The sequence below is a fragment of the Pseudomyxococcus flavus genome, assembly GCF_050038885.1.
In the GTDB taxonomy this organism is placed as follows: Bacteria; Myxococcota; Myxococcia; order Myxococcales; family Myxococcaceae; genus Myxococcus; species Myxococcus flavus.
In genome coordinates this window covers 3,628,348-3,653,103 of sequence record NZ_CP143624.1, presented here as the reverse complement: position 1 = coordinate 3,653,103, position 24,756 = coordinate 3,628,348, and the positions used below count along the sequence as shown (strand labels likewise).

Annotated in this window: 22 protein-coding genes; 17 read left to right on the top strand and 5 right to left on the bottom strand. The window is 70.7% G+C overall.

Features of this window, described 5'->3' with window-relative positions; translation table 11 throughout:
* Positions 1-100 precede the first annotated feature (100 nt).
* On the top strand, positions 101-1,159 hold the full coding sequence (locus VZL07_RS15290; protein WP_426756274.1) for a 4-hydroxy-3-methylbut-2-enyl diphosphate reductase: 1,059 nt from the start codon (positions 101-103) through the stop codon (positions 1,157-1,159).
* 112 nt (positions 1,160-1,271) lie between these two features.
* A complete protein-coding gene (locus VZL07_RS15285; protein WP_426756273.1) occupies positions 1,272-1,712 on the top strand; it encodes a fibril protein in 441 nt (146 codons plus the stop codon).
* Positions 1,713-1,723: 11 nt separating this feature from the next.
* On the opposite strand, the gene VZL07_RS15280 is transcribed toward VZL07_RS15285, so the two are convergent.
* A complete protein-coding gene (locus VZL07_RS15280) occupies positions 1,724-3,415 on the bottom strand; it encodes a DUF885 domain-containing protein (protein WP_426756272.1) in 1,692 nt (563 codons plus the stop codon).
* Positions 3,416-3,770: 355 nt separating this feature from the next.
* Here VZL07_RS15280 and VZL07_RS15275 point away from each other — a divergent pair, with 355 nt between their 5' ends.
* The 7 genes from VZL07_RS15275 to VZL07_RS15245 all read left to right on the top strand — a co-directional run bounded on the left by VZL07_RS15275 (position 3,771) and on the right by VZL07_RS15245 (position 14,011).
* A complete protein-coding gene (locus VZL07_RS15275) occupies positions 3,771-5,285 on the top strand; it encodes an ELWxxDGT repeat protein (RefSeq protein WP_426756271.1) in 1,515 nt (504 codons plus the stop codon).
* A 395-nt stretch (positions 5,286-5,680) separates the two neighbouring features.
* Entirely contained in the window at positions 5,681-8,380 is a 2,700-nt protein-coding gene (locus VZL07_RS15270) for an AsmA family protein (protein ID WP_426756270.1), read from the top strand.
* 212 nt (positions 8,381-8,592) lie between these two features.
* Positions 8,593-9,864, top strand: coding sequence for an FAD-dependent oxidoreductase (locus VZL07_RS15265; protein ID WP_426756269.1), 1,272 nt, complete (start codon positions 8,593-8,595; stop codon positions 9,862-9,864).
* Positions 9,865-9,907: 43 nt separating this feature from the next.
* On the top strand, positions 9,908-11,203 hold the full coding sequence (locus VZL07_RS15260) for a sigma-54 interaction domain-containing protein (RefSeq protein WP_426756268.1): 1,296 nt from the start codon (positions 9,908-9,910) through the stop codon (positions 11,201-11,203).
* 480 nt (positions 11,204-11,683) lie between these two features.
* Positions 11,684-12,382: an MBL fold metallo-hydrolase gene (locus VZL07_RS15255; protein WP_426756267.1), complete on the top strand. Its 699-nt coding sequence runs from the start codon at positions 11,684-11,686 to the stop codon at positions 12,380-12,382.
* A 22-nt stretch (positions 12,383-12,404) separates the two neighbouring features.
* Positions 12,405-13,259: a rhodanese-like domain-containing protein gene (locus VZL07_RS15250; protein ID WP_426756266.1), complete on the top strand. Its 855-nt coding sequence runs from the start codon at positions 12,405-12,407 to the stop codon at positions 13,257-13,259.
* Positions 13,259-14,011 carry a sulfite exporter TauE/SafE family protein gene (locus VZL07_RS15245; RefSeq protein ID WP_426756265.1) on the top strand — a complete coding sequence of 251 codons (753 nt, stop codon included), beginning with the start codon at positions 13,259-13,261 and terminating at the stop codon, positions 14,009-14,011. The genes VZL07_RS15250 and VZL07_RS15245 overlap by 1 nt, the downstream gene beginning before the upstream one ends.
* A 3-nt stretch (positions 14,012-14,014) precedes the next feature.
* On the opposite strand, the gene VZL07_RS15240 is transcribed toward VZL07_RS15245, so the two are convergent.
* Positions 14,015-15,595 carry an ATP-binding protein gene (locus VZL07_RS15240; RefSeq protein WP_426756264.1) on the bottom strand — a complete coding sequence of 527 codons (1,581 nt, stop codon included), beginning with the start codon at positions 15,593-15,595 and terminating at the stop codon, positions 14,015-14,017.
* A 157-nt stretch (positions 15,596-15,752) separates the two neighbouring features.
* On the opposite strand from VZL07_RS15240, the gene VZL07_RS15235 reads away from it, so the two are divergent.
* Complete coding sequence (locus VZL07_RS15235; protein WP_426756263.1) at positions 15,753-16,166, top strand: hypothetical protein; 414 nt, start codon at positions 15,753-15,755, stop codon at positions 16,164-16,166.
* A gap of 76 nt (positions 16,167-16,242) precedes the next feature.
* The gene (locus VZL07_RS15230; protein ID WP_426756262.1) at positions 16,243-17,898 is read left to right on the top strand and encodes a formate--tetrahydrofolate ligase; all 1,656 of its coding nucleotides are present in this window, start codon (positions 16,243-16,245) and stop codon (positions 17,896-17,898) included.
* Positions 17,899-17,958: 60 nt separating this feature from the next.
* Here the strand turns inward: VZL07_RS15230 and VZL07_RS15225 are convergent, their stop codons facing one another.
* On the bottom strand, positions 17,959-19,545 hold the full coding sequence (locus tag VZL07_RS15225) for a methyl-accepting chemotaxis protein (RefSeq protein ID WP_426756261.1): 1,587 nt from the start codon (positions 19,543-19,545) through the stop codon (positions 17,959-17,961).
* Between the two features lie 378 nt (positions 19,546-19,923).
* The gene (locus VZL07_RS15220; RefSeq protein ID WP_426756260.1) at positions 19,924-20,313 is read right to left on the bottom strand and encodes a hypothetical protein; all 390 of its coding nucleotides are present in this window, start codon (positions 20,311-20,313) and stop codon (positions 19,924-19,926) included.
* A 177-nt stretch (positions 20,314-20,490) separates the two neighbouring features.
* Between VZL07_RS15220 and VZL07_RS15215 the strand changes: the two genes are divergently transcribed.
* The 6 genes from VZL07_RS15215 to VZL07_RS15190 all read left to right on the top strand — a co-directional run bounded on the left by VZL07_RS15215 (position 20,491) and on the right by VZL07_RS15190 (position 24,294).
* Entirely contained in the window at positions 20,491-20,730 is a 240-nt protein-coding gene (locus VZL07_RS15215) for a helix-turn-helix domain-containing protein (RefSeq protein WP_426756259.1), read from the top strand.
* A 116-nt stretch (positions 20,731-20,846) separates the two neighbouring features.
* Positions 20,847-21,314 carry a hemerythrin domain-containing protein gene (locus tag VZL07_RS15210; protein ID WP_426756258.1) on the top strand — a complete coding sequence of 156 codons (468 nt, stop codon included), beginning with the start codon at positions 20,847-20,849 and terminating at the stop codon, positions 21,312-21,314.
* A gap of 207 nt (positions 21,315-21,521) precedes the next feature.
* The gene (locus VZL07_RS15205; RefSeq protein WP_426756257.1) at positions 21,522-22,025 is read left to right on the top strand and encodes a helix-turn-helix domain-containing protein; all 504 of its coding nucleotides are present in this window, start codon (positions 21,522-21,524) and stop codon (positions 22,023-22,025) included.
* Positions 22,026-22,079: 54 nt separating this feature from the next.
* The gene (locus VZL07_RS15200; protein ID WP_426756256.1) at positions 22,080-22,655 is read left to right on the top strand and encodes a PIN domain-containing protein; all 576 of its coding nucleotides are present in this window, start codon (positions 22,080-22,082) and stop codon (positions 22,653-22,655) included.
* A 273-nt stretch (positions 22,656-22,928) separates the two neighbouring features.
* Positions 22,929-23,606 (top strand): cytochrome b/b6 domain-containing protein, encoded by a 678-nt coding sequence (locus VZL07_RS15195; protein WP_426756255.1) that lies wholly within the window; start codon positions 22,929-22,931, stop codon positions 23,604-23,606.
* Positions 23,599-24,294, top strand: coding sequence for a molybdopterin-dependent oxidoreductase (locus VZL07_RS15190; protein WP_426756254.1), 696 nt, complete (start codon positions 23,599-23,601; stop codon positions 24,292-24,294). The genes VZL07_RS15195 and VZL07_RS15190 overlap by 8 nt, the downstream gene beginning before the upstream one ends.
* Before the next feature lie 12 nt (positions 24,295-24,306).
* Here VZL07_RS15190 and VZL07_RS15185 read toward each other — a convergent pair whose 3' ends face one another.
* Positions 24,307-24,741 carry a hypothetical protein gene (locus VZL07_RS15185; protein ID WP_426756253.1) on the bottom strand — a complete coding sequence of 145 codons (435 nt, stop codon included), beginning with the start codon at positions 24,739-24,741 and terminating at the stop codon, positions 24,307-24,309.
* Between the last annotated feature and the right edge of the window lie 15 nt (positions 24,742-24,756).

Below are 24,756 nucleotides of genomic sequence, written 5' to 3'. Positions count from 1 at the left end.
AACGCCCTTCCCCTCACCTGTTGAAACCACCCCGCCCCGCTCGGCGCGCCGCTCTCCGGACGCGCGCCGCACGGGAGGGGTCTACCCGAAGGAGTCCTCCATGCGTCGCCCCTCGTCACTCCCGCCGCTCGTGGCCGCGCTGCTCATGGCCACCGTCGCGTCCGCCGACGCTGCTCCGTTCGAGCCTCGCGGAACCTGGACGGCCTCGCCGCACCGGCGCCAGGCCCACACGCTCAACCTCCAGCTGCACCAGGGCACGAGCCACCACATGGGCTTCAGCGAGCCCCTGGCCTCCTTCAAGGACCTGTCCACCGCGGGCGGCCCCACCACCTTCACCCTGCCGCGCGAGGCCGGCACCTTCCACTTCGAGGGCCAGTTCCAGGACGGCCAGGGCGCGGGGCACTTCCGCTTCGACGCCAGCGCCGCCTTCGCCAAGACGATGGCCACGCTGGGCTACAAGGACCTCACGCCCAGGGCCCAGTTCCAGCTCGCCGCCACCAACGTGACCAGCCAGCGCGTCCAGGGGCTCGCCGCGATGGGCTACAAGCAGCTCGACGTGGATGACCTCATCCAGGCCGGCATCTTCGACGTGACGCCGGAGTACGCGCGCGCCCTGGCCGACGCGGGCTACCCCCAGCTGACGTTCAAGGAGCTGGTGCAGGGCCGCATCCACAAGGCCACGCCGGAGCGCGTGAAGGCGCTCACCGCCGCGGGCATCAAGCCCGGGTCCTGGGACGAGCTCATCTCCATGACGATTCACGGCGTCACGCCCGACGACGCCCGGGAGATGCGGGGCCTTGGCTTCAAGGACATCAGCAACGAGGACCTCGTCGCCTTCCGCATCCACAAGGTCACGCCCGACTTCGTGAAGCAGCTGAGCGAGCTGGGCTTCAAGACCACGGACGCGGATGACGTGGTCGCCTTCCGCATCCACGGCGTCACGCCGGACTTCGTGAGGCAGATGCGCGAGCTGGGCTTCAAGGACCTCACGCAGGAGCAGGTCCTGGCCTTCCGCATCCACAAGGTCACGCCGGACTTCGTGAAGCAGATGCGCGAGGCGGGCTACCCGAACATCACCGCGGACGAGCTGGTGCGCATGCGCATCCACGGCATCGACAAGGTCTTCATCCGCTCCATGTCGGAGAAGCCGAAGAAGTGACGCCGGGTCCGGCCAACGTCCTGCGCTGAACGGCCGCGGTCCAGGCCGGGGTGCACGCGTCGCCACCCGAGCACATCTTCCCCGCGGGACGGTGGTGGTGGGGAGGGTCGGAATGTCGCGACTTCGAGCAGCTTGTGCCGGGATGCTCTTCCTGGCGGCGTGTGCATCATCCAACAAGTCGGTGGCGCCGGAGCCACGCGCCACGGCGGCCGCGGCGCCGCGGGTCGAGGTGGTGGAGTACGGCTTCCATCCCCAGGACCCCATCCGCGTGGGCTGGGGTGACCGGGGGCTGATGGCCTTCCTCGAGCTGCTGCGCGGCCCTCACGGTGAGCGCATCGCCTGGCGGCGCGTGGGCCCCTGCTGCGGCACCGGCGCGCCCACCGAGCTGGAGGTCTTCGAGGTGACGTACGACGGGCTCGCCGCCCCGGTGAACCTGTACCTGGACCCGAACACCGCGGGCGCCGTGCACGCGCCCCACGGCTTCAGCCTCCAGGGGCTCGCCAGCCGGCCCCAGCCCGAGCCCGAGGAAGCCCCCCGGGTCATCGAGCTGTAGCCCGCGCCCGCTCACTCCAGCGACGGCGCCGTGTCGCCCGGCAGGAAGACCTCCCGCGCGAGCGCCACGGGCAGCCCGAGCTGGAGGAGCCGGTCATGGAAGTCCTTCAGCACCCACTTCTGGCCGCGCGCCTCCAGGTGGCGGCGGTAGTCATCGCGCAGCTTGAAAATCTGCATGCGCCCCAGGGCGTAATACAGGTACGTGGGGTTGAGCGTGCCACGCTCCACCTCGCGCAGCGCGGGGAAGGGCTCGAAGTACGCAATCTCCGCGTACCGCTTCGCCACCGCCTCGATGGGCTCTCCGTACACGTGCAGTGCCAGCGCGGCGTACCAGCGCGCGTGCCGCTGGAGCGCGCGCCGCAGCTGCCCCAGGCGCACCACCGGGTCCCCGTCCCCCAGGCCCTCGTCGACCATCATCTGCTCGGTGTAGTGCGCCCAGCCCTCCACCAGGGACGCGGGCGTGAAGACCTTGCGCACGTCCGTGGGGATGCGCGAGCCGTAGAGCAACTGCACGAAGTGGCCGGGCATGGCCTCGTGGACGGTGATGCCCAGCAGGCCCGCGCGGTTGAAGTACGTCAGGTGCTGCGCCTTCTGCTCGGGCGTCCAGCCGGGCTCCACGTTGGTGATGTTGTAGAAGGCCTCGGTGGCCTTCGTCTCGAAGGGGCCGGGCGTGTCCATGGACGCGAAGCCCAGCCGCGCGTAGGGCGGCGTCTCGCGCACCACGGGCAGCCGGTCCGACGGCAGCGTGAGGATGTCCCGCTCGCGCACGAAGCGCTGGAGCTCCACCAGCTGCTTCCGCGCCGAGGCCACCAGCTCCTCCGCCTTCGGGTGGTCCTTCACCAGCGCCGCCATCACCTGCTCGGGCGTCTTCGTGGGGTCCACCCGGGCGGCCTCGCGCGCCACCCAGGCCTTGTACTCGCGGATGGCCCGCTCGTTGATGTCGCGCAGGGTGTCCGCGCTCAACGTCACGTGCTCCTCCAGCGCCAGCTTCTTCTCGAAGCGCTCGCGGCCCAGGCGGAAGTCGCCGTCCGCCTTCGGCAGCAGCTCGCGCTCCAGCCACACCGCGAAGGCCTCCAGCTGGCGCGCGGACTCCTCGCGCGCGGCGGTGAAGGCGGCGCGCTCGCTCAGCGGCACCTGCGCGTAGCCCTGCGCCTCCAGGGCCCGGAGCAGGTCGCCGCGCAGCCAGGCCACGGTGCCGCGCGCGTCACGGATGGCGTACTCGGCCCACAGCTTCGGCACGCCGTCCAGGTTGAACTGGGCCGCGTCCAGCACGCCGGGGATGCGGGCCATCCGCGAGCGCATCGCGCGCAGGCGCTCGACCAGGGGCGCGAACTCCCGTGACGACAGGCTGCTGAGCCCGCTGGAGATGAGCCCCACGTAGAAGCCCGGGTTGCGCTCCCAGGGCCGCTCCTCCTCCAGCTCCACCAGGTCGGCGCGAATCGCGTTCTCCAGCACGCGCACGTCCACGGCGGCGTCCCCCGACAGGCCGCCGCGGTCCAGCTGCTCCAGGCGCTTCAGCCAGCCGCGCAGGGCCTCCGACTTGCGGTTCAGCGCGTCGGAGGAGAGGTCCGGCAGGTGGGCGTCATGCATGTGGTAGCCCAGCTGCGTGGCCCGGGTGGGGTTCGCCGCCGCGTACCAGTCCAGGTACTCGCGCGCGAGGAGGACGTAGTCGGCTTCCGCCGCGGTGGGTGAGGCAGTGGACATGGTGGGGGACGACGCGGGCCCGGGGCCCGGGCGTGAGGCGCAAGCGGAGACACAGGCCAACAGGACGAAAGCGGAGCGGATGCGCATGGCGCGCCGAGTCTCGTTATGCGGCCGCGGTTCGGAAAGCGGGAAGCGCGTCCGGGAGGTTCCGCCGTCGAACACCGCGCACTCCAGCTGTTCGCTGAAGGGCTCCGGGCTCGTACGCCGAGCCCCCCGGACGCACGCGGTGCGAAAGGACTGTCACGCAATGGCAGCCCTGGACCGACTCGCGGACGGGTTGGGTTCCGTCACATCCCGACCAAATTGCGCGACCGCGGCACCCCACCGCAGCCAGCCACCGCAACAAGGAGTGAGTATGCGTCTTCGCGCAAAGAGCGTTCCTTTGCTGTTGTCCGTCGTCTCAGGCATTGCCGCCACCGGATGCGGCATTGAAGCCCCCTACCCGGTCCGCCTGGAGCACGGGGAGGTGGAGGCCGAGGCCAGACGCGACGACAGCGCGCGGCCGGAGGAAGAGCCCACCGAGGACTGGGAGCTGTGCGACACGAACGCCCGCCTCGTGCGCGACATCATTCCGGGCCCCGGTGACTCGAACCCGCTCCACCTCCACCACGGCAACCAGACGCTCCTCTTCACCGCCACGGACGGCGTCTGGGGCCGTGAGCTGTGGCTCAGCTCGGGCGTGGCCCCTGGCACGCTGCCGCTGATGGACATCCACTCCGGCAGCCCGAACTCGGACGCGGGCCCCTTCATCCAGAGCGGGACGACCACGTACTTCGCGGCGAAGAACAGCGTGCATGGCCGCGAGCTGTGGAAGACGGACGGCACGCCCGGTGGCACGTCGCTGGTGAAGAACATCGCGCCAGGGCCGCAGGACTCCGACCCGGAGCACCTGACCGTCTTCGACGGCATCCTGTACTTCACGGCGGATGACCGTGTGAACGGCCGGGCGCTGTGGCGCAGCGACGGCACCGAGGAGGGCACCTACCTCCTGCGCGACTTCAGCGTGGTGGGGGACCAGGTCTCCAGCCGCTTCGAGCTGGTGGCCGGCTCGAACGCGCTCTTCGTCCAGGTGGATGTCTTCTCGCCGTCGAACGACTTCCCCAGCCGCGTCCAGCTCTACCGCACCAACGGCACGAGCTTCGTGCGGCTCGCGGACGGGCCGGAGGACAACACCATCAGCCACCTGACGCCGGTGGGGGACAGGCTGTTCTTCACCTGGAACAACGATGAGCAGGAGACCCGGCTCTACGTCACCAGCGGCACGTCGAGCTGGGCGCGGTTCGTCTACACCTTCACCGGCACGCCTTCCGAGCTGACCGCGTACAAGGGCCGGCTCTACCTGAGCGCGGCGACGGACGAGACGGGCGACGACTTCGAGCTGTGGCGCAGCGATGGGACGACGTCCGGTACGACGCGGGTGAAGGACATCTTCCCCGGCCCGGTGCCGTCGCAGCCGGAGAGCCTGACGGTGGTGAAGGACCGGCTCTTCTTCACCGCGGATGACGGCGTGCATGGCCGCGAGCTGTGGGTCAGCGACGGGACGAGCGCCGGCACCGTGCTGCGCGCGGACATCGCCCCCGGTGCGCTGGGCTCGGCGCCGTCGGAGCTGACCGCCGTGGAGGCGTACCTCTTCTTCAGCGCCCAGACGGACGAGGGAGGCCGGGAGGCGTGGGTGAGCGACAGCCGTGAGGACGGGGCCTTCGAGCTGATGGGTATCGCGCCGGGCACGATGCACTCCGAGCCGAAGGGCTTCGTGCGCTCGGGCTGGGACGTCTACTTCACCGCGACCGACAGCACCGACTACGGGCGCGAGCTGCGCGCGCTGCGTCTCCGGCCCGCGGGGACGTGTAGCGTGGCTGGCGCGCGCTGAGCGGTAGGCCGCCGCGCCCGGGTGCAGGCGCCCGCCCCCTCCCAGTCCCCCCCGCCAGGGAGGGGCGGCCGGGACGACACGGGCCGCCTTCCCTTCCTGGCGCCGCGTGCGCACTTCCAGAGGTGTCGAGTGGCAGGGGGCGCCAGGAGCCGGCTGGCGCCCCCGTTGTTTTTGCCCGCGGGACAGCCGGCCAGCCTCTGAAATGTACGCCTCCGTGCATTTCCCTCCGCCTCCAGCGTCCACTCCGGCAGAACTGAGATTCTGCTGTCCCGAGGCGGGCCAGCGCGCCTGAGGCGTGCGGACGAGCCAGGGCTGGGCTAAGCGTCTGCTTGCTCCCCGGGTACCGCACACCAGGCCGGCGCCTGCGGCCCGCTCGCTGGAGGAGGTTTCAAGCGATGTCCGACACCGTCGTGAAGAAGAAGCGCCGTTGGCCCTATGTGCTCGGAGGAGTCTTCGCGCTCCTCGTCATCGTCGTGGCCGTGGCCCTCTGGCGTCTGGACGCCATCCTGCTGAAGACGGCCCGCGACCAGGCCGCCACCTATTCCCAGTTGCTGGGCCGCCCCATCGAAATCGGGGACATCTCCACCAAGCTCTTCCCCACCCTCGGCGCCCAGGTGGAGAACGTCACCGTCGGCCCCGCCGAGGGTGAGGACCTGCCGCTGGCGCAGCTCGCCCTGGTGGACGTCCGCGTCGCCGCGGGCCCGCTCCTGTCCTCCAGCGGCAAGGACATCCAGGTGAAGAACGCCGAGGTCTCCGGCCTCACCGTCAACCTGGTCCGCTTCCCGGACGGCACCACCAACGTGCAGCGCCTGCTCCAGCGGCTGGAGGAGCAGCAGCCCAAGGAGGAGGCGCCGGCCGAGGAGTCACAGCCCATGGACCTCTCCGGCGTCCACGTGGAGCGCGCGGCCCTCACCGACGGCGCCATCCGCTTCGTGGACCGCGGCGCCGGACAGCAGGCCCGCGAGCTGGGTGTGAAGGACCTGGACATCGAGGTGAAGGACCTGCGCGCCGGCAAGCCCCTGGTGGTGAACCTGGCCGCCGCGGTGCTCGCCGACACGCAGAACCTGCAGGTGTCGCTCCATGCCGCGCCGCTGCCCCCCACCCTGGTGCCCACGCCCGAGCGCGTGACGCTCAAGGCGCAGAAAATCGACCTCGCCCCGCTGGGCCCCTTCCTGCCGCCGGACATCGGCCTGCAGGCGGGCACGCTGGACGCGGACTGGCAGGCGGACCTCGGCGGCGCCGTTCCGGGCGGCCAGGGCCCCACGCGGCTGGTGGGCATCATCAAGGCCCTGGGCCTGAGCTTCACCGGCTCGGAGGGCGGCAAGGCGCTGGACGTGGTGATGGACACCGACGTCGCGGGCGACATCGCCACCGGCGACCTGACCCTCACGAAGCTGAAGGTGGACCTGGGCCCCGCGAGCCTCACCGGCAAGGGCAGCGTGAAGGGCCTGCTCACGGACAAGCCCGCGGTGGAGGGCTTCGAGCTCACGGGCCGCAACCTCGACCCGGCCGCGCTCGCCGAGTACTACCCGCCGCTGCGCAAGCAGCTCAACGGGATGATTGCCGGCCCCATTGGCCTGGACGTGCGCGGCAGCGGCACGCAGGACGCCCAGGCGCTCGACGTCAACGTGGACCTGACGCCGGTGCGGCTGCGCGTGCCCGCCCAGCTGACGAAGGACGCGGGCGGCGCGATGAAGCTCTCCGCGCGCGTCTCCGGCGCGGCGGCCAGCGGCGGCGCCCTGCGCTTCGACGCGAAGGCGGACCTGGGCGGCATCGACCTGCGGCCCGGCCTGCTGGTGGCCAAGGCCCCGGGGCAGCGGATGGACCTGAGCGCGTCGGGCACCTACGCGCCCGGCAAGGGCTCCGGCATGAAGGTGGACATCCCCGAGCTCACCGCGAACGTCCTCGAGGACACGCTGACGGGCAGCGCGTCGTTCGCGCTCGCGGGCCAGGGGAAGCAGCAGACCACCACCTTCGCCGCGGACCTCAAGAGCGCGAAGCTGGACGCGGACGCGCTGATGATGAGCGAGGAGGAAGTCCAGGCCCGCGGCGGGCCCCCGCCGGAGGAGCCGCCGTCGGATGACCCGACGCGCTTCAACGGCTACCGGGGCGACATCCGCTTCGCGGTGGGCACGCTGCGCTACCTGGACATGGACATGTCCAACGTGACGGGCGTGGTGAAGATGACCGACGACCTCATCACGGTGGAGAAGTTCTCCACGGGCGTCTTCGGCGGAAAGGTGGTCGCCGACGGCACGACGGTGCGCCTGGGCCCGCTGCCGGAGCAGCGCCCCTTCGAGGCGAAGGTGAAGGTGGAGAACGTCGCGGTGGAGCAGGCCCTGACGCAGTTCACCCCGCAGAAGGCGGTGACGGGCAAGTTCAACGGCAACGTGGACGTGAAGGGCGTGGGCTACACGCCAGACCAGCTCAAGCAGACGCTGCTGGGCGGCATCAGCGGGGACCTGCTGGACGGTGAGCTGCTGGGCAAGGACCTGGTGGCGGCGGTGTCCGAGCCGCTCGCCAAGGCGCTGCCCATCGCGGCCAAGGGCCTCAAGAACGAGCAGGTGACGAAGCTGGGCGGCGACCTGCCCTTCAACGTGCAAATCAAGAACGGCGTGGCCCAGCTGTCCAAGCCGCTGACGTGGGCGCGGCCCGAGGCGCAGCTGAGCTTCGACGGCGGCATCCGCCTGGACGGCACGCTGGACCTGACGGGCACCGTGTCGCTCACGCCGTCCACCGTGAAGACGCTCACGCTGGGCAAGGTGACGCCGCCGTCCGACATCCCCGTGGGCCTCAAGCTGACGGGCCCCGCGTGGAAGCCGGAGGTCACCAGCCTGGACGTGAAGCCGGCGGTGACGCTCATCGCCAAGCTGGCGGCGTCCTCGCTGGCGGGCAGCCTGATTGGCGGCGAGCGCGGCCAGCAGGTGCAGGGCCTCATCGAGGGCGGCGAGGACAAGATTCGCGCCGAGGCCGAGGCCAAGCGCAAGGAGCTGGAGGCCAAGGCCGCCGCGGAGAAGGCGCGCCTGGAGGCCGAGGCGAAGAAGCGCGCCGAGGAGGAAGCGAAGAAGCGCCTGCGCGGCCTCTTCGGCAAGTAAGCCGACCCGAATGACGGGGGCCCGGACTTCACGGTCCGGGCCCTTTTTCATGCCCGGAGCGCCGCCAGCCGCGGGCGCTCCTGAAACACGCTGAAACGCTCGCGAAACACCCTGTTCACCCCGCCACCTGGGGCCTGCACCTGAGGACGAGTGTGGCACGCGCCCTGCTAGGGCTTTCTGCCCGTTTCACGTTTCACGAGGGAGCGCGCGACATGCAGACGAGCGAGGATTTCGACCGCAAGAACCTGATGACGTCGCCTGACGCCCTGGTGGCACCGGTGCGCGAGCATCATCGCGTGCTCATCATCGGCGGCGGCACGGCGGGCATCGCGGTGGCCGCCCGGCTGGCGCGCGCCGGCCAGAAGGGCGTCACCGTCCTCGAGCCCTCGCAGCACCACTACTACCAGCCCCTGTGGACCCTGGTGGGCGCCGGTGAGGCTCGCATCGAGGACACCGTGCGCAACGAAGCCCGCCTCATTCCGCCCGGCGTGCGGTGGGTGCGCGATGCGGCCACGGAGGTGGACCCGGACGCCCGGGAGGTCCGCACCCGCGGTGGCCTGCGCCTGGGCTACGACTTCCTCGTCGTCGCTCCCGGCATCCAGCTCGACTGGGACCGCGTCACCGGCCTTCGCGAGGCGCTGAAGACGCCGCACGTCAGCAGCAACTACGACGTGCACCTCGCGCCCAAGACGTGGCGCCTCATCCAGGGCTTCAAGGGCGGCACGGCGCTCTTCACGCAGCCGTCCACGCCCGTGAAGTGCGCCGGGGCGCCGCAGAAAATCATGTACCTGGCCGCGGACCACTTCCGCCGCACCGGCGTGCTGGAGCGCACCAGCGTCGTCTTCGGCTCCGGTGCCAAGGCCATCTTCGGCGTGAAGCCCTTCGCCTCCGTGCTGGAGGGCGTGGTGCACCGCTACGGCATCACCCCGCGCTTCCAGCACGACCTCGTCGCCGTGGACGGCGACAAGCGAGAGGCCACCTTCGAGACCTCGCGAGACGGGCAGACGGAGCGCCTCACGCTCTCCTACGACATGCTGCACGTCACCCCACCGCAGAGCGCACCGGACTTCATCAAGGGCAGCCCCCTGGCCTGGCGCGAGGGTCCGAACACCGGCTGGGTGAAGACGGACAAGTACACGCTCCAGCACCCGGACCATCCCAACGTCTTCGCGCTCGGGGATGCGTCCGACCTGCCCACCAGCAGGACGGGCGCCGCCGTGCGCAAGCAGGCGCCGGTGCTGGTGGAGAACCTCCTCGCCTGCATGAGGGACCGCCCCCTGCCCGCGCGTTATGACGGCTACGCGTCCTGCCCCCTCACCACCGGCTACGGACGGCTGCTGCTCGCCGAGTTCGACTACGACGGCAAGCCCGCGCCCAGCATCCCCTTCATCGACACCACCCAGGAGCGGAGCGATTTGTGGCTGCTGAAGAAGCATGGTCTGCCCTTCTTCTACTGGACCTTCATGATGCGAGGCCTTGCCTGATGCGCCGGGGGCCGGGCTATGCAGGCCCCTCCCGGCCCTGACGATGCCATCCTCCCGTCCCAGCCCCACCTCCCGCCTCGTGCTCCCCGCCCTGGATGTCCTCGCGGGGCCCGTGCTCCTCGTGGACGAGGCACGGAAGGTGGCCGCGCTCACACCCGCGCTCGAGGCCGCGCTCGGCGGCACGCTCCGCGCCGGCACGCCGCTGGCGCGGGTGCTGGTGCCCGACGACGGCGAGGAGCTCCTGGTCGAGGGGCGAGAGGCGTCCGCCCAGTTGCGCGTGGGCGGCCACTCGAAGGCGGTGCGCGTGCGTGCCCAAGCGCTGTCGCAGGGGCCGCGGAGGGCGGGCTGGGCGCTGCTCGTCGTCCCGGCGCCCACTGGCGCCATGCCCCAGCGCGCCGAGCTCTTCCACGGGCTGTGGACGCAGTCACCGGAGCTCCAGCGCGTCTTCCGCATCGTCGAGAAGGTGGCGCGCACCGAGTCCAGCGTCCTGGTACGGGGCGAGTCCGGCACCGGCAAGGAGCACATCGCCCACGCGCTGCATGCGCTGTCCACGCGCGCCCGCGGGCCTTTTCGCGCCATCAACTGCGCGGCGCTGCCGCCCAACCTGCTGGAGAGCGAGCTGTTCGGCCACGTGCGCGGCGCCTTCACCGGGGCCGTGCGCGACAGCCCGGGGCACTTCCGGCTGGCGGACAAGGGCTCGCTCTTCCTCGACGAGGTGGCCGAGATGCCGCTGGACCTCCAGGCGAAGATGCTGCGCGTGCTGGAGACGCGCACCGTCATCCCCGTGGGAGGCCGCCAGCCCGTACCCGTGGACGTGCGCATCATCGCCGCCACCCACCGGCCGCTGCGCCGCGAGGTCGAGGCGGGCCGCTTCCGCGCGGACCTGATGTACCGCCTGCGCGTGGTGCCCCTCTTCCTGCCCGCGCTGCGAGAGCGCCGGGGCGACATCCTCCCGCTGGCGATGCGCTTCCTGGAGGAGCTGAACCAACGAGGCCCCCGGCGCGTGGAGCGCTTCTCCCCGGGCGCGCGGCGGCTGCTGGTTGAGCACGCCTGGCCGGGGAATGTGCGCGAGCTCCGCAACGTCATGGAGTACGCCTACGTCATCGGAGAGGGGCCGGTGGTCCGTGAAGCGGACCTGCCGCCGGAGTTCGCCGAGCCCCGGGCGCCCGCCCCACAGGCGCCGCCTACCTCGCGCGACGTCTCGCTGGAGCCCGAGCGCGTCCAGGCCGCGCTCGCCCAGGCGGGCGGCAACCGCTCCGAGGCCGCGCGCCTGCTCGGCGTCAGCCGCGTCACGCTGTGGCGGCGCCTGCGCGATTCGAGCACGGCCTCGAAGCGCTGAGCCGAGGCGCCGCGTCGCCGCGCGCCTGCTTGGGATGAGACGGGCTCGCCGTGGAGGGCTGCCGCATGGCTTCAAGGTGCCGGGCCCCGTGTCTCGTGAAGCCGCGAGGCCACGCGCCCGCTCGGCGTCAGCCAGGGTTCGAGGTGGCACGGCCTGCTCGACGCCGAAGCGCTGGATTGCGTGTCGCACGGTAGCCGCTATCGCAAGTCATCCCTCGGATGACCTCGCCGCGCCGGCAGTGCGGCTCCGGAGACGTTTCGCAGCAGGAGTCTGGCCGCCGTTTCATCAAGTGTTTCAACGGTGTTTCCGGAGGGCACCCTCGTGAAACACTCACGCCCTGGCGCTGTGCCTTGCCGTGGGTCCCACACCCATTCGAGGTCTGACGTTCCCTCTGGAAGCGCCTCGGCAAACCCCGCACCGCCATGGCTGGCACGATGCTGGCAATCCCCGGGCCCGGAACTTCCACCTCTGAGGCAGGCCATGCTCTTCCGGCAGCTCTTCGATGCGGACACGTCGACGTACACGTACCTCCTGGCCGATGAGGCCACTGGCGCCGCCGCGCTCATCGACCCGGTGCTGGAGCAGGTAGAGCGAGACCTGACGCTCCTCCAGGAGCTGGGCCTGAAGCTCACCGTGGTGCTGGAGACGCACGTCCATGCCGACCACGTCACCGGCGCGGGCGCGCTCCGGGAGCGGACGGGCGCCACGGTGGTGGCGTCGAGCCGTGGCGCGCCCTGTGTGGACCGAGCGGTAGGGCACGGCGACGTGGTCCATGTGGGCCAGTTGGAGGTGCGCGTGCTGGAGACGCCCGGCCACACCGATGACAGCCTCAGCTTCCTGTGCGAGCGCCGGCTCTTCACCGGCGACGCACTCCTCATCCGAGGCACGGGCCGTACGGACTTCCAGAACGGCGACCCCGGCCAGCTCTACGACGCCATCACCCGCCACCTCTTCACCCTGCCCGACGAGACAGAGGTGTACCCGGGCCACGACTACGCCGGGCATGCCATGTCCACGGTGGGCGAGGAGAAGCGGCACAACCCCCGGCTCGCCGGCCGGTCGCGCGAGGCGTTCATCGCCTTCATGAAGGACCGGAACCTGCCGCCTCCCCGGAAGCTGGACGTGGCGGTTCCCGCCAACCGGGCCTGCGGCCGTGTCCCCACGACCGTCCAGGCCTGACGCACCACGGAGGTCTTGCGCCATGCCCCCTCTCTTCGACGACGACACGCCCCACCCCGCGGGCTACCGCGACGTGGACGTGCGCCAGCTCGCCGCCGCCTCGCGAGACAGCCTCACGGTGCTCGATGTGCGCGAGCCCGCCGAGCTCGACGGCATCCTGGGTCGCATCGCCGACGTGCGGCTCGCGCCTCTCGCGACAGTGCAGGACGTCGTCAGCACCTGGCCTCGGCAGACGCAGGTCGTGCTGGTGTGCCGCTCCGGAGCGCGCTCCGCGAGGGCCGCGGTCCAGCTCGTGGCGCTCGGATTCAGCCGGGTGATGAACCTGCGAGGCGGCATGCTCGCCTGGAACACGGAGCAACTGCCCGTGGTGCGCACGCATCCCGCGCCCCTGCCCACGCTGGCGGCGGTGCGAGACAGGCTGTTCCAAGGCCTCCACCTGCTCCTGTCGTCCGAGCCGCCAGGTCGCGACGTGCCTGCCATGCAGGATGCGCGTGACGCTGCGGCTGCGCCTCGCCCATCCATTCCCAGTGCCCTGCTCGAGACCAGCGCTGCTGCGTCAGCCGCCGTCCAGGACGCACGAGCCGCCACGGCCGCGCCTCACGCATCCCGCCCAGCCGCTCAGGACTCGCGTGACGTCACGGCCGTGCCTCGTGCCCCCATTTCCGGTGCCCTGCTCGCGAGCGGCGCTGTCACGTCCACCGTGCATCCCGATTCACTCCGAGCCGGCATCTGCCCCTCGCGCCTGGCGCTCTCCGCGGTGCTGGATGCGCTCCAGGCGGCGCGTCCCCCCGCCATCCAGGACACAGCAGCCTTCGAGCACCTGCTACGCAGCCTCAGGGACCAGCTCGCCGTGGCGCTTCCCGAAGGCACCTGCTGATGCTGTACGCGGGCATCGCAGGCTCGCTGCTCGTGGGCATCCTGCTGGGGCTCCTGGGAGGTGGCGGCTCCATCCTCACCGTGCCCCTCCTGGTGTACGTCCTGGGCGTGGAGCCCCGGACGGCCATCGCCATGTCGCTCGTGGTGGTGGGAATCACCAGCGCCAGCGGCGCCTTCCTCCACGCCCGCGCGGGCCGGGTGCGCTGGCGCACCGGGCTCGTGTTCGGAGCGGGCGGCATGGCGGGAGCCTTCCTTGGCGGAAGGCTCAACCCGTATCTCGCACCCGACACGCTGCTGGTCCTCTTCGCGGGCGTCATGGTCGCCGCCGCCGTGGCCATGCTGCGCCGCAAGGACGCGGCGCCGTCCACCTCCGGTCCCCGACCCGCGCCGTCCACGCCGCGCGTGCTCGCGCAGGGCTCGGCGGTGGGCATCCTGTCGGGCCTCGTCGGCGCGGGAGGCGGCTTCCTCATCGTCCCCGCCCTGATGCTCGTGGGCCTCTCCGCGCCCATGGCCACCGCGACCTCGCTGGTGGTCATCGCCCTCCAGTGCGCCGCGGGCTTCGTCGGACACCTGGGCCATGTCGACCTGCCCTGGGTGCTCACCGGCGAGGTGCTGCTGGCCGCGATGACGGGCAGCCTGCTGGGCGGGAGACTCGCGGGCCGCGTCTCGCCATCGCACCTGCGCAAGGGCTTCGCCCTCTTCGTCCTCGCCACCGCCATGCTCCTCCTGAGCGCACGCCCCCCCGCGCCTTGAGCATCACCCCGCCAGCGGCACGGTGAAGTGGAAGGTGGAGCCCCTGCCCAGCTCGCTCTCCACCCACAAGCGGCCGCCATGCCGCTCGACGATGTCCTGGCAGATGTAGAGCCCCAGGCCCAGCCCACCGAAGCCAGAGATGGGGGCGTTGTGAGCGCGGAAGAACCGCTCGAACAGGCGCTCGTGCTGGTCCTGTGGGATGCCGATGCCTTCGTCCTGCACGGAGACCCGGACGTGGCCACCATCCCGACGCACCCGGACGCGCACCGTCCCACCGCTGGGGCTGTACTTGAAGGCGTTCTCCATCAAGTTGACGAGCACCTGCGCGAGCCGGTCTCCATCCCCCAGGACGACCAGCCGCTCGTCGGGCGCGTCGAACTCCACATGGTGGTGCGCGCTGGCCAGGCGCATCTCGGAGGCGACGTCACTGGCCAGCTCCTGGAACGGAATGGGCCCGTGCTTCAGCGTCAGCCGCCCCGCCTGGATGCGCGAGGTGTCCAGCAGGTCATTCACCAGTCCGGACAACCGCGCCACCTGCATGAGCGACTTGTCCACGTGGCGCGCGTGCGGAGCGTCTCCCAGGACTCCGTCCTGACGCAGCCGCTGCAGGTGCAGCTTCAGCGGGGTGAGCGGCGTCTTCAGCTCATGCGCGGCGATGGAGAGGAAGTCATCCCGCACGCGAATGGCCTCCTGGGCATCACGCAGCAGCCGCTCGCGCTCGGCCTCGGCGTGCCGCTCCGCCGTCACCTCCCGGTAGCTCCAGACGCGACCGATGATGGTGCTCCCCAACCGCTGCGGCAGCGACTTGCGCTCCAGGATGCGCCCGTCCAGCAACTCCACCGTCTCCACGTCCACCTGCGCCGACGCCTCGAAGCGCTCCCGGATGCGCGAGGTGAACCACTCCGGGTCCTTCACGCTCTTCGCCGCGCGCACCAGCACCGGCTCCGCGTCGCGGTCCTCCATCATCTCCTCGGTGAGCCCCCACATATCGAGGAACTGCTTGTTGAAGGCGGTGACGCGCCTGCTCAGGTCGACCACGATGACGCCCTCCGCGATGGAGTCGAGCGTCGCGCGGAGCACCGAGTTCATGTGCTCCAGGCTCTCGGGCCCATGCCGCGCCTCCCCTGACTCCGCGCCGTGTGCCATCGCGCTCCGGTCGGGTGGCCCGTCCCTGGCCGGCTCGGGCAGCTGGAGCCGCGCACAGGCGCCGAGCAGCGCCCCTCCGTCGCCGAAGATGGGGAGGACGAAGGCCGTCAGCCGCTGTCCCGCTCCGGGCCCTTCCTGGACGCCCGCCTTGCCCTCGAGCGCCACCCCGAGCGCCTCCGTGAGCCAGGACAGCCCGCGGAGCACTTCGCCCATGAGCCGGCCTTCCAGGGGACCGTCCCTCCATCGGGTGGCGCGGAGCAGCGCTTCGTCCATGAAGGCGACCCGCCCCTGCGCATCGACGATGAGCGCCGCCTGGAGGCTGGCCCCCACCTGGAGCAGCGTCGGAGAGAACGAGGGCCTGTCCGAGCGGAGGGCCCTGGCCTGCGCGGCCACGCTCCACATGCCGCGTCCTCCGTCATGGATGTGGGCCTTCGACATGAGCGCTCCTCCGCGGCGGGCCAGGACTCCATCGGGAAACATGCGACCCCCACCCGGAGCGTCAAAGGGTCCACCGGCGGGCCTTGCCTGTCAGCCATGGACGGCAGGGTTCCCGCCCCGGGGCCGGGCCCTGTGCGAAAGCGCTAGGCTGGCCGGCATGACGACCTCACGACTCGCGTTGCTCTTCCTCGTCCCCACGCTGGCCACGGGGTGTGCGTCCACCGCGTCGAGCACCCGCCCCGGCGAGCCCACGCCCACCGCCGAGGCCCCGAAGGCCGCTCCCGCGCCTTCCGGCTACGGCTACAGCGAGAACGACCCCATCCACGTGGGCGGCGGCGTCGATGGTGAATACGAGTACCTCGAGCACCTGCGGGGGCCGGAGGGCCAGAAGGTCCGCTACGAGCGGAGAGGAAGCTGCTGCGCCTTCGCGTCGGAGAACTCGCCCTTCGGCAGCGGCCTGCTCGACGTGTACGACGTCATCTACGACGGGTTGGACAAGCCGGTGACGCTGTACCTCAACATGTACGACCGGAAGGACCCGCGCGCGCCCGAGGGCTTCCGCCTGGACTGACCGGCGCACGACCCTGACCTCGGCCCAGGCCTTGCCGCGGTTGACCAGGGGCCCATGCCACGCGGAGAGTCCCGGCATGAAGCTGAGAGCCATGACCGAAGTGGGCGCCGAGCTGGGCCTGTCTCCCGAGGACGTGCTGCCGTGGGGGACCCACCGCGCCAAGGTGTCGCTGGACGCGCTCGGCAAGCGCGGAGGGCGGCAGGGCCGGCTGGTGCTGGTGTCCGCCATCAACCCCACGCCTCCGGGCGAGGGGAAGACGACCATGTCGGTGGCCCTGGCCATGGGGCTGCGCAAGCGGGGGCGCCGGGCGGTGGCGGCCCTGCGCGAGCCGTCGCTCGGCCCCGTCTTCGGCGTGAAGGGCGGCGGCACCGGCGGCGGGCAGGCCAGCCTGGAGCCCGCTGCCGACATCAACCTGCACTTCACCGGGGACCTGCACGCCATCACCAGCGCCAACAACCTGCTCGCCGCGCTGGTGGACAACGCCGTCTACTACGGCCAGCCGGTGGCGCTGGACGCCACGCGCGTGCGCTGGCGGCGCGCCATGGACATGAACGACCGCTTCCTGCGCAACGTCATCGTCGGCCTGGGTGGCAAGGCGCAGGGCGTGCCGCGCGAGGACCACTTCGACATCACCGCCGCCAGCGAGGTCATGGCCATCCTCGCGCTCGCGGAGGGGCTGAAGGACCTGGAGGCACGCCTGGGCCGCATCGTCATCGGCCACGCCCGGGACGGTGAGCCGGTGCGTGCCCGGGACGTCGACGCGGCGGCGGCCATGGTGGCGCTGCTCAAGGACGCGCTGATGCCCAACCTCGCCCAGACGCGCGAGGGCGGCCCGGCCCTGGTGCACGCGGGCCCCTTCGGGAACATCGCCCACGGGTGCAGCTCCGTGCTGGGCACGCGCATGGGGCTGGCCTACGCGGACGAGGTCATCACGGAGGCGGGCTTCGGCTTCGACCTGGGCGCGGAGAAGTTCCTCGACATCAAGTGCCGGAGCGCCGGCATCTGGCCTCGGGGCGTGGTGCTGGTGGTGACGCTGCGCGCGCTGAAGCACCACGGGGGCGCGGCGCCCTCGCGCGTGGCCGAGCCGGACCGCGAGGCCCTGGTCCGCGGCTTCGCGCACCTGGAGAAGCACCTGGAGTCGGTGGCCGCCTTCGGCCTGCCCGCGGTGCTGTGTGTGAATCGCTTCCCGCAGGACCTGGACGCCGAGCTGGAGGAGCTGCGGGCCTTCGGCAAGGCGCGCGGCGTGGAGATGGCCGTATGCGACGGCTACTCGCGGGGTGGAGACGGCTCGCTGGAGCTGGCCGACCGGGTGCTGGAGATGCTGGACGGCACGGACGCCGCCCCGCCCCAGCCGCGCTTCCTCTACGACGTGGACCAGGCGCCGGAGGAGAAGGTGGCCGCCATCGCCCGCACCGTCTATGGCGCGGACGACGTCACCTTCACCGCGGGCGCGAAGAAGGACCTGGAGGCGGTGCGCGAGCTGGGCGGCGCCCAGCTCCCGGTGTGCATGGCGAAGACGCACCTGTCGCTGTCGGACGACCCCACGAAGCTGGGACGCCCCCGCGGCTTCACGCTCACCGTGCGCGAGGTGCGCCTGTCCGCGGGCGCGGGCTTCCTGGTGGCGCTCACCGGGGAAATCCTCACCATGCCCGGCCTGCCGCGCGAGCCGGCGGCCCGCCGCGTCACCGTCCACGACGACGGGCGCGTCACCGGGCTGATGCAGGGGGAGTGACGCCTGGAAGGGCCGGGGTGCCACCGACGTCGGTGGCACCCGCGCGGCCCGGGCGCGGCGTCAGACGCGGAAGCCGGTGGACAGCGTCTGGAGCTGCTCCAGCGACGCGTTGATTTGCGTCACCGCCTGCTCGGCCGTCATCGTGGCCGTCACCACGTCCGCCATCATGGAGGACAGCGTCGTCATCACGTCGGTCATCTGCGCGATGCCCGCGTTCTGCTGGGTGACGGAGGCGACAATCTGGCGCGCGGCCTGGCTGCTCTCCTGCACCACGGTGGTGATTTCCTTCAGCGTGTTGGCCGAGGCGAGCACCTGCTCGATGCCCTCCTCCATCTTCTCGCTGTCGCCCTCGGCGATGCCCACCGTCTGGCGGATGGCCTGGTTGATTTCGAGGAGAATCTTGCCGATGCGCTGGGTGCTCTGCAGCGACTGGCCGCTGAGCGAGCGCATCTCCTTCGCCACCACCGCGAAGCCCCGGCCCTCCTCACCAGCGCGCGCCGCCTCGATGGCCGCGTTGAGCGCCAGCACGTTGGACTGGTCCGCCAGGTCCTTCACGGTGCTGATGATTTCACCGGCGTGCACGGCCTGGTCGCTCAGGTGCGCGATGCTGCCCACCAGCGCGCCCACCCGCTGACGAATCTGCTGCAGGCCCTCGGCGCTCTTCTCGATGGACTCCTGCCCCGACGCGCCGAACGCATCCGCCTGCCCGGCGACGCGGAGCACCATCTCCGCGCGGCTGGCCGCCATGCTGGACGTCTGCGCGATTTCGGCGATGGTGGTGCTCGCCTCGGTGAGGCTGCGCGACTGGTTGGTGAGGAAGTCCACCTGGTCCTTGCTGGCCTGCGTGAGCGTCTTCGCCGCGGCCGAGAGCTCGTCCACCACCGTCTGGATGGTGGTGGGCACGTCGCGCAGCCGCGTCACCATGACCTGGAAGCCCCGCGCCAGCTCGCCCACCTCGTCCTCGCCGCGCACGTCGATGGCCTGCGTCAGGTCGCCCTTCTCCGCGATGCGCGTAGCCACGTGGGTCAGCTTCGCCAGCGGCACCGTCACCTCGCGGTGCAGCCAGATGGCGAGCCCCACCGTCAGCCCGATGCACAGCAGCACCAGCACGCACACCGTCCAGGTGGTGGCGCTGTGCAGCCCGGCCACCTCCCGGTAGGAGTCGGTGACGGCCTGGCCGTCCTCGGCCGCGGCCTGCTCCAGGGCCTCGCGCAGCGCCGCCGATTGCGACTCCAGCTCCGAGCGCGTCGCCAGCGCCGCCTGCGCGTCCCCCGCCAGCCCCTGCTCGGCAGTGGCCCAGTACGCGGACAGCGAGGCCTTGAGCGCATCCACCCGCGCCACGTTCGCGCCCGGCACGGCCCGCGCCTGGTCGAGCTTCGCCTGGAGCTGCTCCACCTCCGGGCGCAGGCGCTCCAGGCCGTCCGAGACCTTCCCCGCCACGGCGGCCGACACCCCGCGGTGCAGCCCCGGGAAGCGGTGCATCACCTCGCGGCTCAGCTCCACCGAGGGCGCGTTCGAGGCGCTGATGCGCTCGAACACGGCGCCCGAGCGCGAGCCCAGGGCCATGAAGGCCACGAGGATGGCCACCAGGAACACCGCGACGACCGCGGGCAGCAACATCAGCTTCTGCTTGAGCTTCAAACGCACCGGGCGACCTCCCCGCTACCGTGAGCGCGCTTCAACCGCCGTGGATTCGGGCCGGGTCTCACGGCCGCCATCCGGCTGTTGAAGAGCCACCCCGTTTTCCGGGGCCCGCTGCGCCAGCACATGTCGCCATCCTTCCGCGGACTCCCGCAGGAGCCTCGAACCCGTGCGGCCGTTGTTCACGCCGCGCGCAACGCAGGATAGCCAACTGTGCACGAGCAGGTAACTCTCACGGTCCGTGTCACCCAGGCAGATACGGAGAGACATGAAATCCGGGTAGGTGCCGCCCCACCTACATCATGAAACAACGGATGTCTTTGTTTCGTGTGCTCACCGGGCGGGCGGCCGAGGCTCCGTCTCCGTGCCGCCCACCGCCGTTCATCAGCGCACGGCGCGCTGGAGCGCGGGGGCAATCTCCTGCCGGCAGGCCTCGTCGCACTCCGTGAAGCGGGTGAGGAAGCCCGCCATCTGCGCGCAGCGCTTCGGGAAGCGGCTCGTCCCAGCGTCCCCCATGCACAGCTCGCGGAAGGACTCGCGCGTCTCCTGGAACAGGGAGGCGCGCTGCGCCGGGGACAACGCGTTCAGGGCCCGGTTCTCACCGCCCTGGAGGTACAGCCACACCCCGCCGAGGAGCAGCAGCACCAGGCCCAGCAGCAGCGCCTTCCGGGTCCGCCGCTCCGACGCCGAGGGGCCCCGGGCCCTGGAGAAGACGTTCTCCTCCTCGCCATCTCCCGGGGGCGTGCCGCCCACCATCATCCCAATCAAGCGCATACCCCCCTGTTCCATCCCAATCCGGAGAACAAGGCCAGCGCGGTGTGCGGCGGGTGTGCGGCAACCGCCAACTTCCGGCGGGCACCGATGCCTGGGTTGCGTGTGCCCCCGCACGCTGGGCAGCAGTCCGGGCGCGTGGCGGGCGCCCGGCGCGGGCATTGCTCCTAGGATGAAGCCATGGACATCCGGGAGCGCCCCATGCGGGTGCTGGTGCCGCAGGCGTCCCGGACTGCAGCTTCACGGCGGGAGGTCCATGGAGCGCTGGGCGGGCCGCACACCCTGGAGGACATCGAGCGCAAGCACGTGCGGCTTGTCATGGCTTCGGCGCCCACGCTGGACAAGGCGGCGCGGGTGCTGGGCATCGACGCGTCCACGCTGTGGCGGGTGCAGAAGAAGTACGGGTCAGGCGAGGGCTGAGCGCCCGCGGGTGCTGGGAAACGGGCAGGGCCCCGCGCGCCTGGAGCGGTGATTGCGAGCCCCCGCACGCGTGCGGACCGTTGAGTGGCACGGAACCGATTCCAAGGAGCGCAGACGTGGATGTGATTGACCTGTTGATTCAGCAGCACCGCGAGGCCGAAGCGCTGTTCGACGCCTGCCGGGCGGCCCAGGACGACGCGAGCAAGAAGGAGCTCTGCGTCCAGCTCGCGGAGGCGCTCACGCTGCACAGCACCATCGAGGAGCGCTGGGTATATCCCGCCGCGCGCAGGGTGGTGGATGAGGCGCTGATTCAGGACTCCATCGAGGAGCACGGGGAGATGAAGCAGCTCATCGCCCAGATGATTCGCTCGCGCAACGACGTGGGGAAGCTGACCTCCCTGATTGGCGAGTTGGAGAAGGTGGTGAAGGACCACGTGACGATGGAGGAGCGGGACGTGCTGCCCAAGCTCGGCCAGAAACTCACCGAGCAGGACCTGGGCATGTCGTGCAAGGACATCGTCCGCACGGCGTCCGAGGTCCGCCGCGAGGAGATGCAGAAGCTGGAGGGGCAGGCGAGCGTCTGAGCCTTCCCTCTCCGGCGACAATGCAGGAACTTGCGCTTGGGACAGATAGAGCGTGGCGAATGCGACCTATTCAACCTAAAACTCCGCCGGAACCTGCACTTGCGTCGAATAACGCCACGTATTACATGGACGATACCGGGTAATACCCCATCATGTTCGGGTATTACCTCGTAAGGCGCCGCTCAGGAGGCGTCCCACGGGGTCCGCATGTCGCCATCCACTCTCGATTCAGACACCGACGACGCGCGCTCGCGTGTTTCGGAGCCCGTAGCGGCCACGGAGAGCACCCTGGGGCAGGTCCAACAGCTCGCCAAACTGATCACCGAGACGCTTCATGGAACGGGGTCCCAGCCTCGATTCACGCTCCTCGGCCCCAATCACGAGGCGCTCCCTCTGCCCAAGGACGTGCTGACCCTGCTTCAGCAGCTTCTCGCTGTCCTGGCATCGGGCGATGCCGTCTCCATCGTCCCAGTCCAGAAGGAACTCACCACGCAGCAGGCCGCGAACCTGCTCAACGTGTCTCGCCAATACCTCGTGCAACTCCTCGACGAGGGGAAGATTCCATTCCACCGCACGGGCACCCATCGGCGCGTCTACACGCAGGACGTGCTCGAGTACCGTGCGCGCAGAAAAGCAGATCGCCGGGCGAAGCTGGTCGAGATGATTCAGGACTCGCAGCTCGCCGGTGGCTATCCCGAGCTCGATGAGTGAGCCGACGGCGAAGCCACCGTTGACAGCAAGAAAGCGACGCGGGACGACTGGGCTGTGAACCCCGCCCCATTTCCCGTCGTCCTCGACGCAAACGTCCTGATTCCCGTCTCACTCTGTGACGTCCTGCTCCTGGCCGCTGACGAAGGGCTCATCCAGCTCTACTGGACGGAGGAAATCCTCGAGGAGGTGCGCCGCAACCTCGTCGAGCAGGTTGGGCTCACGGGTGCACAAGCAGAACGCCGAGTCACCGCCATGCGCAGGCACTTTCCCGAAGCGATGGTGTCCGGCTACGAGCGTCTTGTCCCGGCCATGACGAATCACCCCAAGGACCGGCACGTCCTTGCGGCGGCAGTGCATGTGGGCGCGCAAACCATTGTCACCAACAACCTGCGCGACTTCGCGGCGGAGCATCTGCCTCGGGCCATGCAGGCACAAGACGCAGACACCTTCCTGCAGAACCTCCTCAGCCAGACTCCCAGCGTGGTCCTGGAGCTGCTGCGCACACAGGCGGAGATGTTGAAGAACCCGCCCATCACCTTTCCGCGGTTGCTAGATGGGCTGTCGAAGTCCGTGCCGAAGTTCATCAGTGAAGTGCGGAAACTCCTCCCGCCGCCGTTCGAGAACCGCTGAGTCCCCACGCTCACGAACTCACAAGCGCGGGCTCTTCCCACTGGGGCAGCGTGAACCAGGACGTGCGACCCTGGCGGAGCGCGCTCACCACGACGATGTCACCGCCGTGTGCCTCCCGCGACACGCGCACCTCCGCCGCCGCGTGCGTCCCGGGCAGTCACCCTCCAGGGCCAGCGCCCGTCCCCGGCGTGACGCACACCCTCCGCCGCCCCCCCGCTTCTGATGGCTGCCCATCACCTCAGCCAGGCCGATGCCTCCGCCGCGGGACGCCGGGTGCTTTCTTCCGCGCGCGTGCAAGCCCCCGAACGACGCAGGCCCCAGCCCTGGCCCATCCGCGTGGCCCACTGGCTCAACGTGCCGCTGCTGCTCATCATGGCGGCCAGCGGCCTGCAGATTCTCGTCGCCTACCCCATGCTCGGGCCGCAGGGCCGGCCCTATGGCTGGTACCCCTTCCAGGGCGTCCCTCCGCCCGAGTGGGCGCGCCTGGGCGACTGGCTCGCGGGCGCCCGCCACTGGCACTTCGCCTTCGCCTGGTTCCTCACGCTCAATGGCGTGGCGTACGTGCTCTACCTCGCCATCAGCGGCGAGTGGCGCCGCCGCCTCTTCCTGCCCCGGCGCGACACGCGCAACGCCCTGGGCACGCTCGCCTTCTACCTGCGCGTGCGCCGGCACGCCCCGGCCCAGGGGCTCTACAACGGCCTCCAGCGGCTGGCGTACACCGGCACGCTGGCGCTGGGGCTGCTCGCCGTGCTCTCCGGGCTCGTCCTCTACAAGCCGGTGCAGCTCGGCGCGCTCACCACGCTGATGGGCGGCTACGACACCGCGCGCGCCGTCCACCTCGTCGTGCTGGCGCTGCTCGCCCTCTTCACGGTGGGGCACATCGTGCTGGTGCTGCTCCACCCACGAAGCCTGGGAGAGATGGTGACGGGTGGAAGGAAGCCCGATGCCTAGACACCTGCTCACGCGGCGCGCGGCGTTGGTGGGCGCCAGCGCGCTCACGGCCGGCGCGTGTGACAGCAGCCGCCCGCGAGAGGGCTTCCTGGGCGCCATGGAGCGCTTCAACGCCCGCGCCCAGGCCGCGCTGTTCGACGAACACCGGCTCGCGCCCGAGCTGCCGCCCGAGGAGACGACGCCGCCCGGGAAGTTCCCCGAGTACTTCGTCTCCGACACGGTGCCGCTCGCGCCCGCGGGCTGGGCGCTCCAGGTGGGCGGACAGGTGGCGCGGCCCTCCGTGCTGACGCTGGAGACGCTCCAGCGCCTGCCTCGCACCGACCTGCGCATCCGCCACCACTGCGTGGAAGGCTGGAGCGCGGTGGCGTCCTGGCATGGCGTGCGCGTGAGCGAGCTCGCCCGGTACGTGGGTGCCGACACGCGCGCCGGCTACGTGGAGCTGCGCTCGTTCGACGCCGGTTACTACTCGTCGTGGGACCGGCCCAGCGCCTTCCATCCCCAGACGATTCTGGCCTACGGGATGAACGGCCAGCCGCTGACGCCCGGGCATGGCGCGCCGCTGCGCCTCTATTCGGGCGTGAAGCTGGGCTACAAGATGGTGAAGTACCTCACCGAGGTGAACTTCCTGCCCGAGCCCACCGGCGGCTACTGGGAGGACCGCGGCTACGAGTGGTTCGCCGGCGTCTGAGCCGCCCGGGCTTCAGGCCTTGCTGCCGGCGAAGCCTCCGCCAAACGGCGAGAAGCCCCGCTTGCGCAGGGCCTCGCGCTCGGCCTGGAGCGCGGCCAGCGCCTCGTCGCGCGAGGTGAAGTGATTGACGGCAGCGCCGTTGATGGCACCGCTGGTGAGCACGAACATGCGCGTCATCTCGTCGCCACCGAAGCGGTACGAGCGGTGCGTGTAGCGCTCCAGCACCTCGCGGCGCTCCTTGCCGAAGACGCGGCCCGCGGTGAACTTCACCACCAGCCCGTCCAGGTTGATGAGGAGGTCCACCTTGGACGGGTACTTGGAGAGGTGCTCCTCCACCTCCTTCCTCCAGCGGAGGACGTCCGCCTCACTCACCAGGACGCAGTCGGTGAAGTGCGCGGTGACGACGTCGTTCTGCGCGTCGTACTCGAAGGACATGCTCCAGGCCATTCTACGGTCTCCTCG